Genomic DNA, 12628 nt, shown 5'->3' with positions numbered 1-12628 from the left:
GGTCAGACCGCCTCGGACTGCCGGGCGGCCGCGAGGCGGACCGCGTCCATGATCTTCTCGTAGCCGGTGCAGCGGCACAGGTTGCCCGAGAGCGCCTCGCGGATGTCCGCGTCGCTCGGGGTCGGGTTGTGCTCCAGCATCTCGTCGGCCGCGACCAGCAGACCGGGGGTGCAGAAGCCGCACTGGACGGCGCCGGCGTCGATGAACGCCTGCTGGATGGGGGCGAGTTCACCGCCCTCGCCGGTGTGGGAGTCCTGCGGTTTCGCCTCCCACCGCTTTGCCTGGTCCAGGCCGGTGCCGCACGCTCCCGTACCGCAACCGCCTTGCTCGGCCCGCTGCTTGGCGTACTCCGCGAGCCCTTCCACCGTGACGACCTCGCGCCCTTCGGCCTGGCCGGCCGCGACGAGACACGAACACACCGGCACGCCGTCGAGGCGGACCGTGCAGGAACCGCACTCGCCCTGCTCGCAGGCGTTCTTGGAACCGGGCAGGCCCATCCGCTCCCGCAGTACGTACAGCAGGGACTCGCCCTCCCACACGTCGTCGGCTTCCTGCTGACGGCCGTTGACCGTGAAATTGACGCGCATTACGCGACTCCCTCCGTGTGGGCGGCGCCGCCGCGGTACGACTCCCAGGTCCAGGTGAGCGTCCGGCGGGCCATGATGCCGACCGCGTGACGGCGGTAGCTCGCCGTGCCGCGTACGTCGTCGATCGGGTTGCAGGCGGCGGCGCACAGGTCCGCGAACTGCTTGGCGACCGACGGGGTGATGATCCGGCCGTTGTCCCAGAAGCCGCCCTCTTCGAGCGCCGCGTTCAAGAACTCCTCGGCGGTCTTGGCGCGGACGGGCGTGGGCGCGGCGGAGCCGATGCCGGTGCGGACCGTGCGGGTGGACGGGTGCAGTGCGAGGCCGAAGGCGCAGACCGCGATGACCATGGCGTTGCGGGTGCCGACCTTGGAGTACTGCTGCGGGCCGTCCGCCTTCTTGATGTGTACGGCCCTGATGAGCTCGTCGGGAGCGAGCGCGTTGCGCTTCACGCCGGTGTAGAACTCGTCGATCGGGATCAGCCGCGTGCCGCGTACGGACTCGGCCTCGACCTCGGCGCCCGCCGCGAGGAGGGCGGGGTGGGCGTCACCGGCCGGGGAGGCGGTGCCGAGGTTGCCGCCGACGCCGCCGCGGTTGCGGATCTGCGGGGAGGCCACCGTGTGGGAGGCGAGGGCCAGGCCGGGCAGCTCGCCGCGCAGGTGTTCCATGATCTTGGTGTAGGGGACGGAGGCGCCCAGGCGCACGCTCTCCTCGCCGGCCTCCCAGTCGCTCAGCTCGCCGACGCGGTTCAGATCGAGGAGGTACTCGGGCCTGCGGTGGTCGAAGTTGATCTCGACCATCACATCGGTGCCACCCGCAATCGGCACAGCGGTGGGGTGCTCGGCCTTCGCGGCGAGCGCCTCCTCCCAGCTGGCGGGGCGAAGGAAGTCCATGAGTGGCTCTCTTCATTCGTGTCGTGGTGGTCGCAGTGGTTCTGATCAAGCCAGATCGTGTGCGGCGGGCCCGGCTCGTTCATGAGTTGTTTACGCGGAGTGGGGCCAGTACACAGCGCGGTGCTCCATGGGGGTCAGTCACTGAAACCATGAAGGAGTTGGCTGGCCAGGGCGCGCATCTTGTAGATTCGTATGAACGGAGGTCATCAGAAACCTCTCTGTTTTTCCCTGGAAACAGTGAGCACAGCTCTCGAAAGCCCAGGACACAGGCTCAGGCGGGCGGAAACCCCGCCCGCGGGGTTCTCACCCCGGAGCCATCCAGATCCATCGTAGATTTCGAGACAAAGATCGGCGGCGACGAGAATGCGGCTGCGCGCACTGCTGGACACCGACGCGCTGGGCCTGCGGCTGCTCGGCGGCGAGGACGAGCTGGACCGCACCGTACGCGGTGTGATGACCACGGACCTCAAGGACCCCAGCCGTTACCTCTCGGGCGGTGAGCTGGTCCTCACCGGTCTCGCCTGGCGGCACGACGCCGCGGACTCCGAGCCCTTCGTACGCATCCTGGCGGGCGCCGGGGTCGCGGCGCTGGCCGCCGGTGAGGCGGAGCTCGGCGACGTGCCGGACGATCTGGTCCAGGCCTGCGTCCGGCACCGGCTGCCGCTGTTCGGGGTGAACGAGTCGGTGGCCTTCGCGACGATCACCGAGCACGTCGTACGGCAGGTCTCGGGCGAGCGGGCCGGGGATCTGGCGGCCGTGGTGGACCGGCACCGGCGGATGATGACGTCGGGACCTGCCGGGGGCGGCCCCGACGTGGTGCTCGACCTGCTCGGCTCCGACCTGGACCTGCGGGCCTGGGTGCTGTCCCCCACCGGCCGGCCCATCGCGGGTTCGAAGCTCGCGGGGGCCGCGCTGCCCGCGGACGTCTGCGGGCAGCTGGCCGCCGAGCACCTGGCGGCGGCGCGCACCGGGCGCCGGGGCCCGCACCGGGTCACGGTGGGCACGACGACGTACTCGCTCTTCCCGATCCCCTCCGCGGGCCGCTCCACGGGCGCGTCCCGGGACGTGCGCGAGACGGTGCTCTCGGACTGGCTGCTCGCGGTGGAGGCGGACGCCGGGGACTGGCCCGAGGAGCGGCTCGACCTCCTTCAGGGGGTCACCCAGCTGATCTCGGTCGAGCGGGAGCGGCGGGACGCGGCGCGCACGGTGCGGCGGCGGCTCGCGCAGGAGGTCCTGGAGCTGGTGCAGACGGGCGCCCCGCCCGCCGAGATCGCGGCGCGGCTGCGGGTGGCCGCTCCGGTGCTGCTGCCGGGGCTGGGCGCGGCCCCGCACTGGCAGGTGGTGGTGGCCCGGGTCGAGTGGGACGGCGGGGACATCGAGGGCGGGCCGGTCGCCCAGGCGCTCCTGGAGGAGATCCTCGTCAATCCGCTGGCGGCGGGCCCCGAGCACTCCGACCGCATAGCCGTCGCCCACACCGGTGAGGAGGCGATCGCCCTCCTCGCGCTTCCCGCGGTGTCCTCGGAGCACGACGGCTCGGAGAGCGGGCTGCTCGCGGACACGCTCCTGGAGGCCGTACGGGATCCACTGACGGCGGGCCTGAACGACGACGGGCGGCTCACGCTCGGCGTCAGCGCCGCCGTGCACTCGGCGGAGGGGCTGCGCGGCGCGCTGGAGGAGGCCCGGCACGCCCGCCGGGTCGCCGCGGCGCGGCCCGGACGGGTGTGCGCGGCCGGGCACCAGGAGCTGGCCTCGCACGTGCTGCTGCTGCCCTTCGTGCCGGACGACGTGCGGCGGGCGTTCACGGCCCGGCTGCTCGATCCGCTGCGGGACTACGACCGGCGCCATCGCGCCGAGCTGATTCCGACCCTGGAGGCGTTCCTCGACTGCGACGGTTCCTGGACCCGTTGTGCCGCGCGTCTGCACCTGCACGTCAACACGCTGCGCTACCGCGTTGGCCGGATCGAGCAGTTGACGAGTCGTGACCTTTCCCGCCTGGAGGACAAGCTGGACTTCTTCCTGGCACTGAGAATGAGCTGATTTCCGGTTCCCGGGATGCGCGGCACGACATCCACGACTTTGTGAAATCCTTCACCCACCCCCTTGGCCGGGCCCCGCGATCCGTGCTGAGATGCCACCACTCAACAGCTCAATGGTGTGCTCGGGGAGGGCAACGTGGCGCATTCCGCCATGTCTGGTTCCGGAACGACCGCAGGTGACGATCCACTCCAGACCGCGGTATGGCGGTTGCGCTCGCGCGCCTGCTGGGCCGATGCCGCGGCGCTGCTCGATCCGGGCAGCGCGGAACCGGCGCTCCAGAGAGCGTCGCTTCTCGTGGAGGGGTGCCTCTATACCGAGCAGGGCTGGGCCGAGGCGGAGGACGCGCTGCGGACGGCGGAGGCGGTGGCCCAGAGCGACGACGAGCGGGGCGCGGCGGCGTGCGAGCGCGGGCAACTGGCGTACGCGGCGACGCTGCTGGGGGTACGGGACCGGGCGGACGAGGCGCGGGCCGCGCTGAGCCGGGCCGCCGCGCTGATCACGCCGGGGGCGCCTGCGCGGGCGCTGCTGGACTTCCGGCGCGGTCTGGTGGCCCAGAACCTGGCGCACTCGCCGGAGTCCGCGCGGGCCGCCTACCGGCGCGCCCACGCCGGTGCGACGGCGCAGGACAACCCGTTGCTGCTCTCCTTCACCTGGCGCCATCTCGCCGGACTCGCCCTTCAGGAGGGCGAGTTGGCGGAGGCGCGGCACGGATTCGCCGAATCTCTGCGTATCCGCGAGGAGTTGGGCTTCCTCGTCGGTACGGTTCCGGCGCTGGCCTCGCTCGCGGACGCCGAGTCCGAGCCGGAGGCGTCCCGGCTGCGGGCCGAGGCGGCACGGCTGTTCCGGCTCCTGGGCGGCGTACCGACCTGGCTGGCCCAGCAGTTGAACCCGCCGGCCGCCACGGCATAAGCGGGCGGGCCTAGCTGTTCTGGACGCGCGCCCAGAGGCCCTGGGCGAACGTCTCGACGGTGGTGCGGAGTTCGGGGTCGCGGGCCAGGTACACGACCGCGGCCACGAGCACCACGAGCGTCAGGAGACCGCGCAGCCCGCCGCCCTGGCCGTGGCGGGCGGACGCGGGGTAGTGGTGCTGGGCCGCGCCACCGTGCCGGGCGTGGGCGCGGCCCAGCTCGCTCATGTCTCGGTGCTGGCGCACATGGTCCTGATGGATCCGCTGCGCGTGCTGCGAGGCCTGCTGAGCCTGCTGCTGCGCCGTCCAGGACGGGTCGGGCATGGGTCCCACCTCCGAGTTCGTTCCGACTCACACCGAGTACACGAGGCCACGCCCACCGCCCACCCCGGGTTCCCCGCCCCGACGCCACGTAGCGCACCCCGCACGGAGCCGTGACACACACGGGAGGAAGGGGACATACCGGGGACGGGGGCGGCCGGCAGGCCGGCGGCCACGGCTCGGCCGCGAGAGACGGGGCCCGGACGGGCCAGGTGGGCGAGGCCCGCGGCAAACCGTCGCTCGTCGCCCGCTGCTACGCGCCCGCGAAGTGTTCCCGGACCAGGGACTGCACGACCGGCAGGTTCTGGGCGGTCAGGGCTTCCAGGAGGGCGGTGTGTTCGGCGGCGTCGGCGACGAGGTCGGCGCGGCCTCGGGTGGCGGGGCCGCCGACCAGGGGCCACTGGGCGCGGCGGTGGAGGTCGTCGGCGATGCGGACGAGCTGTTGGTTGCCCGCGAGGGCGAGGACCGCGCGGTGGAAGACGCGGTCGGACTCGGCGTAGGTCGCGCGGCAGCCGAGGGACGCGGCCCGTACCGTCGCGTCGGCGAGCGGGCGCAGCTCGGCCCAGCGCGCGGCGGGCACCGTGCGGGCCAGTCGCAGCATCACCGGGACCTCGATGAGGGCGCGGATCTCGGCGAGCTCGGCCAGCTCGTGGGTGCCGCGTTCGACGACCCGGAAACCCCGGTTGGGCACGACCTCGACGGCCCCTTCGAGCGCGAGCTGCTGCATCGCCTCGCGTACGGGTGTCGCGGAGACCCCGAAGCGCTCGCCGAGCAGGGGCGCCGAGTAGACCTCACCGGGCGCGAGTTCGCCCGCGACGAGCGCGCCACGCAGGGCGTCCAGGATCTGCCCGCGTACGGACGCGCGCTGGACGACGGGACGCGCGCTCTCGGCCCGGGGGCGCGGGATCGGCGGCGGCTCGCTGTGCGTGTGCTCACCACGGGCGGCCGATCCGCGGACCTCGGCGTCGGCGGCCGCACCGGAGGAAGCGCCCGGCGCCACCCCCGCGGCGGCGTTCCGCTCCCGCTCCCGTTCCACGTCGGCCGCCTGCGGCTGCGCGGGCACCCGGGTACTCGCCGTGCGGACATCGGGGATTCCCACCCCGGGGGAGCCGTGCGCGCCGCGCGGACCGGCCTGCTCCACGGGGACCTCCTCCGGGCTTGTCGGCACTTGGGGGTCAATGCCGTGGTTGTCACTCGTCCGTCAAGACCATAGGCCCAGTCGCCGCCAGTTCAAACATGGACCGTACCGGGTAAGGTAAGGCTTACCTGTCAACGATCGGGAAGCGATGGTCCCCGCATGCACGCTCTCGCACCGGCCGCAGACACCTCAACCCTCATAGCCGCAGGCACCTCAACCCTCACAGGGGACCGCCCGGCCCCCTCTGTCGTCACGGACGCGTACGCCCGGCTGACCGAGGTTTATCCCGACCTGAGCGTCATCGAGCTCGGTCCCGGCGAGCCGGCCCCCCGGGGCGCCGGCTGGGTCGGCGTCGCGGGGCTCGCGGCGGGCGGGTCCGACCTCGACGCGTTCCTGGCGTGGGACGAGGCACAGGTGATCGAGGACTACGGACAGCGGGCCCGCCCCAACGTGGTGGCCAGCTTCGGACTGCACCGCTACGCCTGGCCGGCCTGCCTCCTGATCACCGTGCCGTGGTTCCTCCAGCGCCGCGTACCCCGCTTCCCTGTGGAGCACGTCACATTCCAGCGCACCCTCGGCCGCCTGGCGGTGCGGACCGGCGAGTTCGCCTGCCTGCCCGACGACCCGGCGGCAACCCTGCCCGGCGCCCGGGTCGTACCGGACGAGGAGGCTCTGCGGGCAGAGGTACGGGCCGCCGTGGCCGAGCACCTGGAACCGGTCCTCGGCGGCTTCGGACCGCGCATGCGGCGGCGCGGCCGCGCCCTGTGGGGCATGGCGACCGACGAGATCGTCGAGAGCCTCTGGTACATCGCCGGCCTCCTCGGCGAGGAGCGGCGCGCGATGGACGAGCTGAGGCTGCTGCTGCCGGGCACCACCGGGCCCTACGCCGGTTCCGCCGCGTTCCGCGAACTGACCGGCGAGGACGGGCAGCCGCTGGCCACCCGCGACCGCGTGAGCTGCTGCCTCTTCTACACGCTGCGCCCCGAGGACACCTGCGCCACCTGCCCGCGCACCTGCGACGCGGACCGCCTCACCAAGTTGTCCGTCGCCGCCGCCAGTTGAGGCACCCCGGCACGGTCCACCCCCGCGCATACCGTAAGATCAACTCCCACGGGACTCCCTCACGGGCGCCCCGGAGGTTACAGCTGCTTCACAACTTCCTCACTTGTCGCAGGAACTTTCCGTTGAACCATCAGTACGGGTAGTGTTAATCGCACTCAACTCCCGTCCCTCGCGCGGCAGTTCGAGCAGAATGTCGCCCTGCGCATCCCCTTGCACTCCATTGGCGGCCTCTTGCCCCGAAAACCCCTGAGGGCCGATGGGATTGGGCCACTATGACGGGCGTTACGCCCTATCCCAATGCAAGGGACCCCAGATGAGACTGACCGACATATCGCTGAACTGGCTCCTCCCGGGCGCCGTTCTGCTCCTGGGCCTGCTGGCGGCGGTGGCGGTGCTCGCGCGCGGCAAGAAGTCCGGGGAGAAAGCGGCGAGCACGGAAGATTCGTGGGAGCGCAGCGAGGAGCGCCGAAGGCGCAAGGAAGCCATATACGGCACCGCCTCCTACCTGCTGCTCTTCATCTGCGCCGCCGTCGCGGCCGCACTCTCCTTCAAGGGCCTGGTCGGCTTCGGCGAGGAGAACCTCGGCCTCTCCGGCGGCTGGGAGTACCTCGTGCCGTTCGGCCTGGACGGAGCGGCCATGTTCTGCTCCGTGCTCGCGGTGCGCGAGGCCAGCCACGGTGACGCGGCGCTCGGCTCCCGGATACTCGTGTGGACGTTCGCCGGTGCCGCCGCCTGGTTCAACTGGATGCACGCGCCGCGGGGGATCTCGCACGAGGGCGCCCCGCAGTTCTTCGCGGGCATGTCCCTGTCGGCCGCGGTGCTGTTCGACCGCGCGCTGAAGCAGACCCGCCGTGCCGCGCTCCGTGAGCAGGGCCTGGTGCCGCGTCCGCTGCCGCAGATCCGGATCGTCCGCTGGCTGCGGGCGCCCCGCGAGACGTACAGCGCCTGGTCGCTGATGCTCCTGGAGAACGTCCGCACCCTGGACGAGGCCGTGGACGAGGTGCGCGAGGACCGGCGCCAGAAGGAGCAGACCCGACTGCGCCGCCGCAACGAGGAGCGCGTCGAGCGAGCACACCTCAAGGCGCTCAGCCGTGGCCACAAGGCGCTGCCCGGCCCGGGCCCCGGCGGTGGCGGCGGTGGCGGTGGCGGCGGCCGGGAGCTGGAGTCGGCGACCGTGGAGCGGACCTCCGCCCAGGCCTCCACGGAGCCTGCCATATCGGCCGGGGAGCCGCTTCCCGTCCGTTCGCGGCCCCCGCTTCAGCCGGTCCGCAAGAGCGCCGAGCCGTTCACCGTCGATCTCACGGCGGAGGACGACACGATGGCTCTCCCGCGGCTCGACTCCCTGGAGCGCAAGCTCAAGGACCTCGAGCAGCAGTTCGGCTAGGCACGGCTCGTAGGCACCACTCGGTCCTGACCCGTGACTGAACGAGGCAGGACCGCGAGCGCGGCTGTTCGACGAGGCCGCGAACACTGGGACGGCGGCGCGGTGACTACACCGCGCCGCCGTCCAGTTCGAACCACACCGCCTTGCCCACGCCGTGCGAGCGCACCCCCCACGCGTCCGCGAGGGACTGGACGAGGACGAGCCCTCTGCCGTGCGTACCGTCGTCGGCGTCCGGTACCCGCAGCGTCGGTCTGCTTCCTACGAAGTCCCGTACCTCCACCCGCAGTCTACGAGGCCCGACGGTCGCAGTCAGCACCGCGTCCTCGTCGGTGTGGACGAGTGCGTTGGTGACCAGCTCGCTGGTCAGCAGCTCCGCTATCTCCGCCCTTCCCGGCCTCCCCCAGTGACGTAAGAGTTCCCGCAGCGCCTTGCGGACCTCGGGCACCGCCCGCAGGTCGGCCCGGCCCAGCCTGCGCCTCAGCTGTGCTCCCCCCGGCTGGTCCATCGCCCTCTCGGTCGCTTCCTCCACCGCTTTTCCGGAGGAGACCCCGATGGCCATCGGACCGCCTCCTCGTGACTGCCTTCTCATGTCCCCCGCCTGCGCGCCGATGTCGGTTCCTCCCGCTCGAACACGTTCACGGGAAACCATGCCCCGTACGGAAACACGACAGTCATGTCGAACAGTCAACAAGCTGCGGATGACGGTGGATGGGCGGCGGCGCCGGCGAGAAGGGCACTCTGGTGGCGGCGGTGCGTCTGCCGTTCGAGACGGCGCACAACCCGGTGGTCCAGCACGTCCGCGGACCTACCTCCGCGGGGACGTCCCGACCACCGGGGATCGGCCCGACTGCTGAGCCGCCACTGCCGATCCGGCCGTACGCGACCCGCCCGGCGCCGGGCGAAGAGCACCCGGGGCCGGGGCGGACCTCAAGGTCGCGGCACGTTGCGCAGATTGGAACGGGCCATCTGCAGCATCCGCCCCACTCCCCCGTCGAGCACGACCTTCGAGGCGGACAGCGCGAAGCCCGTCACCATCTCGGCGCTGATCTTCGGCGGGATGGACAGGGCGTTGGGGTCGGTGACCACGTCGACCAGGGCGGGACCCTTGTGCCTGAAGGCGTCCTTGAGTGCGCCCGCGAGGTCCTTGGGCTTCTCGACGCGGACACCGTAGGCACCGCAGGCCCGTGCCACGGCCGCGAAGTCGGGGTTCTTGTTGGTGGTCCCGTACGAGGGCATCCCGGCGACCAGCATCTCCAACTCGACCATGCCCAGGGAGGAGTTGTTGAAGAGGACGACCTTCACCGGCAGGTCGTACTGGACGAGGGTGAGGAAGTCGCCCATCAGCATGGAGAACCCGCCGTCCCCGGACATGGAGACGACCTGCCGCCCGCGGTCGGTGAACTGGGCGCCGATCGCCATCGGCAGCGCGTTCGCCATCGAGCCGTGCGAGAACGAACCGATCACGCGACGGCGGCCGTTGGGCGAGATGTACCGGGCCGCCCACACATTGCACATCCCGGTGTCGACGGTGAACACCGCGTCCTCGGCGGCGAGTTCGTCGACCAGCGAGGCGACGTACTCGGGGTGGACCGGGACGTGCTTCTCGACCTTCCTGGTGTACGCCTTGACGACCCCCTCCAGCGCGTCGGCGTGCTTCTTCAGCATCTTGTCGAGGAAGCGCCGGTTCTCCTTGGGCCGCACCCGCGGCGTGAGACAGCGCAGGGTCTCCTTCACATCGCCCCACACCGCCAGCTCCAGCTTGGAACGCCGGCCCAGCCGCTCCGGGCGGACGTCGACCTGGGCGATCTTCACGTCGTCGGGGAGGAAGGCGTTGTACGGGAAGTCGGTGCCGAGCAGGATCAGGAGATCGCACTCGTGCGTCGCCTCGTAGGCGGCGCCGTATCCGAGCAGCCCGCTCATGCCGACGTCGTACGGGTTGTCGTACTGGATCCACTCCTTGCCGCGCAGCGCGTGCCCCACGGGGGACTTGATCTTCTCCGCGAACTCCATGACCTCGGCGTGCGCGCCCGCGGTGCCGCTGCCGCAGAACAGGGTGACCTTGTCGGCCGCGTCGATCATCGCGACGAGCCTGTCGATCTCGGCGTCGCCGGGTCGGACGCTGGGCCGGGAGGTGACGAGGGCGGTCTCCAGGGCCTTGTCGGGCGCGGGCTCGGAGGCGATGTCACCGGGGAGCGAGACGACGCTGACGCCGGACTGGCCCACCGCGTGCTGGATGGCGGTCTGGAGCAGCCTCGGCATCTGCTTCGGGTTGGAGATCATCTCGTTGTAGTGACTGCATTCGTTGAACAGCCGTTCGGGATGGGTCTCCTGGAAGTAGCCGAGGCCGATCTCGCTGGAGGGGATGTGCGAGGCGAGGGCGAGCACCGGGGCCATGGAGCGGTGGGCGTCGTACAGGCCGTTGATCAGGTGCAGGTTTCCGGGACCGCAGGAGCCGGCGCAGGCCGCGAGCTTGCCGGTGACCTGGGCCTCCGCGCCCGCGGCGAAGGCGGCGGTCTCCTCGTGCCGGACATGGATCCAGTCGATGGCGGAGTTGCGCCGGATCGCGTCCACGACGGGGTTGAGGCTGTCGCCGACCACCCCGTACAGGCGCTTGACTCCCGCGCGGACGAGGATGTCGACGAACTGCTCGGCGACGTTCTGCTTGGCCATGACTTCACGTGCCCTTCGGTCTCCGGAGATCCGTCCGGGTTCCATGAATTCACAGGGCCGGGTGTTACGCCTCCCAAACGGCCGCCGCGGTCCGGTCGTCGGCGTATCCCTTGACCCGCACCTGGGTGTCCGTGAGGAACCCCGCGAGACCGGGCGGTTCCGCCCCCGACCACCGCGCCGTCAACTGCTCGGCGAGCCCGGGTTCGCCGCGCAACGGGTCGGCGAGTCCCCCGGTGCACAGCAGCAGCGTGTCACCCGGGCGGGCGACGGAGGCACGGAAACGGAACGGGGCGCGCGGCGGTTCGGCGATCGCCTCGTACGGGCTCGGGGGCGTCGTGATCCCCAGGTCCATGGTGAGCCGGTCGCCCTCCGGGGTCTCGTGCGGCGGCGATCCGAAGCCGACCACGGCCTCGCCGGTGACGTCGGCGACCCGCGGTTCGATGTCCTGCCACTCACCGTCCCGCAACCGGAACAGGCCCCCGGCCCCGACGCCGAAGAAGACGCGCGTACGGCACTCGGGATCGGCGGGCAGCAGCAGGCACCGCAGGCTGGCCGTGTACTCCTCGGGCTCGATGCCCTGTTCGGCCGCGCTCGCCCGCAGTTTGCCCAGGCTGCGGTCGGTCAGCCGGTGCAGCCCCGACTTCAGGTCACCGCGCCTGGCGGCCCTGATGTCCTCCGACAGCCGCGCGTGGCTGCGCCCCACGGCCCGCCCGATCCACTGGCAGGCCTCGGCGGCAGCCAGGTGCGCGCCTGGCGTGGCCCGCGCGCCCGTGGCCATAGCGACGAGCACCAGCGCCTGCTCCCCCGTGCCGAAGCGGGCCGTGAGCAGCGAGTCCCGGCGCGGCTCGCCCCGGAAACGCGCGGAGTCCCCGCGCACGGAGACGGCCCGCAGGGTGCTGGTCCCGTAGCGGGCGCCGTCCAGGACCGTGTCGGCGACCAGGTCCTCCAGTGCGTCGGGGTCTGCGGGCGGGAGGGTGGTGGGCTCGGCGTCGTAGGTGGGCGGGCCCGAGCCGACGTAGCCGGCGGCGGGTGGCCGGTTCGGGACGGCGAGTGCGGCCTCGCGGTTCTGGCGGGCGGGGGGCGGCGGGGCGTCCCACGGCACGGGAGCGTTGGGAAGAGGGCCTGTCGAGGCGGGGACGGCGGCGCCGGGCGACTCCGTGGACGTACGGCTCGGGGGCTCCTGCGGGCGGAACCCGGGCGGGGTCGGTCCCGGCGGAAAGATGGCGGGAACGGACGGGTCGGCGGGCGGGCCCTGGGCCGGACCGGCGTGCCGGACCGGCGGCGGGGTCTGCCAGGGCCCCGGGGAGGGGCTCGGCCCAGGACCGGCGAGCGGACCCGGGCCGGGGGCGGCGTCCGGCCCGAGGGCGTTCCCCCGCTCCCAGCGGCCGGGGCGCTGCTCCGGTACGGCGGGAGGCCGCTCCGGCTGCGGCGGGGCACCGGATTCGGGCGCCGGCCCCGGTCCCGCAGCGGCGCCTGGCTCAAGACCCATCGTCCCCGCGGCCGACGCGAACCGGTCGTCGAGGGAATCGGCCACGGCCGCGGGCCCCGTGTCCTCGGTGGAGTCGTCGTACAACTGCCCCCACCAGTCGTCCTGGTGACCGGTGGGCTTCTCCCCCTGCTGGCTCATGCCCG

The 12628-nt window shown here is 72.2% G+C and carries 11 protein-coding genes; 4 read left to right on the top strand and 7 right to left on the bottom strand.

Translation table 11 applies throughout. The features are described from left to right. Positions 1-2 precede the first annotated feature (2 nt). The gene (locus ACIP79_RS27735) at positions 3-587 is read right to left on the bottom strand and encodes a (2Fe-2S)-binding protein (protein ID WP_383682230.1); all 585 of its coding nucleotides are present in this window, start codon (positions 585-587) and stop codon (positions 3-5) included. Continuing rightward, the gene (locus ACIP79_RS27730) at positions 587-1477 is read right to left on the bottom strand and encodes an FAD binding domain-containing protein (protein ID WP_401227461.1); all 891 of its coding nucleotides are present in this window, start codon (positions 1475-1477) and stop codon (positions 587-589) included. Before ACIP79_RS27730 ends, ACIP79_RS27735 begins: the two co-directional genes overlap by 1 nt. 363 nt (positions 1478-1840) lie before the next feature. On the opposite strand from ACIP79_RS27730, the gene ACIP79_RS27725 reads away from it, so the two are divergent. Together ACIP79_RS27725 and ACIP79_RS27720 are read left to right on the top strand one after the other, a co-directional pair. Beyond that, positions 1841-3514, top strand: coding sequence for a PucR family transcriptional regulator (locus ACIP79_RS27725; protein ID WP_401227460.1), 1674 nt, complete (start codon positions 1841-1843; stop codon positions 3512-3514). Between the two features lie 135 nt (positions 3515-3649). Further along, on the top strand, positions 3650-4423 hold the full coding sequence (locus ACIP79_RS27720; RefSeq protein WP_383689294.1) for a hypothetical protein: 774 nt from the start codon (positions 3650-3652) through the stop codon (positions 4421-4423). A gap of 10 nt (positions 4424-4433) precedes the next feature. On the opposite strand, the gene ACIP79_RS27715 is transcribed toward ACIP79_RS27720, so the two are convergent. Then, positions 4434-4745: a hypothetical protein gene (locus ACIP79_RS27715; protein ID WP_401227458.1), complete on the bottom strand. Its 312-nt coding sequence runs from the start codon at positions 4743-4745 to the stop codon at positions 4434-4436. A 250-nt stretch (positions 4746-4995) separates the two neighbouring features. Next, on the bottom strand, positions 4996-5883 hold the full coding sequence (locus ACIP79_RS27710) for a GntR family transcriptional regulator (RefSeq protein WP_401227457.1): 888 nt from the start codon (positions 5881-5883) through the stop codon (positions 4996-4998). A gap of 156 nt (positions 5884-6039) precedes the next feature. On the opposite strand from ACIP79_RS27710, the gene ACIP79_RS27705 reads away from it, so the two are divergent. Both ACIP79_RS27705 and ACIP79_RS27700 read left to right on the top strand, forming a co-directional pair. After that, positions 6040-6942: a (2Fe-2S)-binding protein gene (locus ACIP79_RS27705; RefSeq protein ID WP_401227455.1), complete on the top strand. Its 903-nt coding sequence runs from the start codon at positions 6040-6042 to the stop codon at positions 6940-6942. 313 nt (positions 6943-7255) lie between these two features. Then, a complete protein-coding gene (locus tag ACIP79_RS27700; RefSeq protein ID WP_401227453.1) occupies positions 7256-8326 on the top strand; it encodes a DUF2637 domain-containing protein in 1071 nt (356 codons plus the stop codon). 106 nt (positions 8327-8432) lie between these two features. Here ACIP79_RS27700 and ACIP79_RS27695 read toward each other — a convergent pair whose 3' ends face one another. The 3 genes from ACIP79_RS27695 to ACIP79_RS27685 form a co-directional block, all read right to left on the bottom strand. Further along, positions 8433-8831 carry an ATP-binding protein gene (locus ACIP79_RS27695; protein WP_401227692.1) on the bottom strand — a complete coding sequence of 133 codons (399 nt, stop codon included), beginning with the start codon at positions 8829-8831 and terminating at the stop codon, positions 8433-8435. A gap of 422 nt (positions 8832-9253) precedes the next feature. Next, positions 9254-10996 (bottom strand): pyruvate dehydrogenase, encoded by a 1743-nt coding sequence (locus ACIP79_RS27690; RefSeq protein ID WP_383687905.1) that lies wholly within the window; start codon positions 10994-10996, stop codon positions 9254-9256. Positions 10997-11060: 64 nt separating this feature from the next. Beyond that, a complete protein-coding gene (locus ACIP79_RS27685) occupies positions 11061-12623 on the bottom strand; it encodes a protein phosphatase 2C domain-containing protein (RefSeq protein WP_401227452.1) in 1563 nt (520 codons plus the stop codon). Positions 12624-12628: the final 5 nt, after the last annotated feature.

The sequence above is a fragment of the Streptomyces sp. NPDC088747 genome (assembly GCF_044751025.1).
GTDB lineage: Bacteria > Actinomycetota > Actinomycetes > Streptomycetales > Streptomycetaceae > Streptomyces.
The sequence above is the reverse complement of the archived record's forward strand: the minus strand, read 5'-3'. Positions and strand labels throughout refer to the sequence as shown.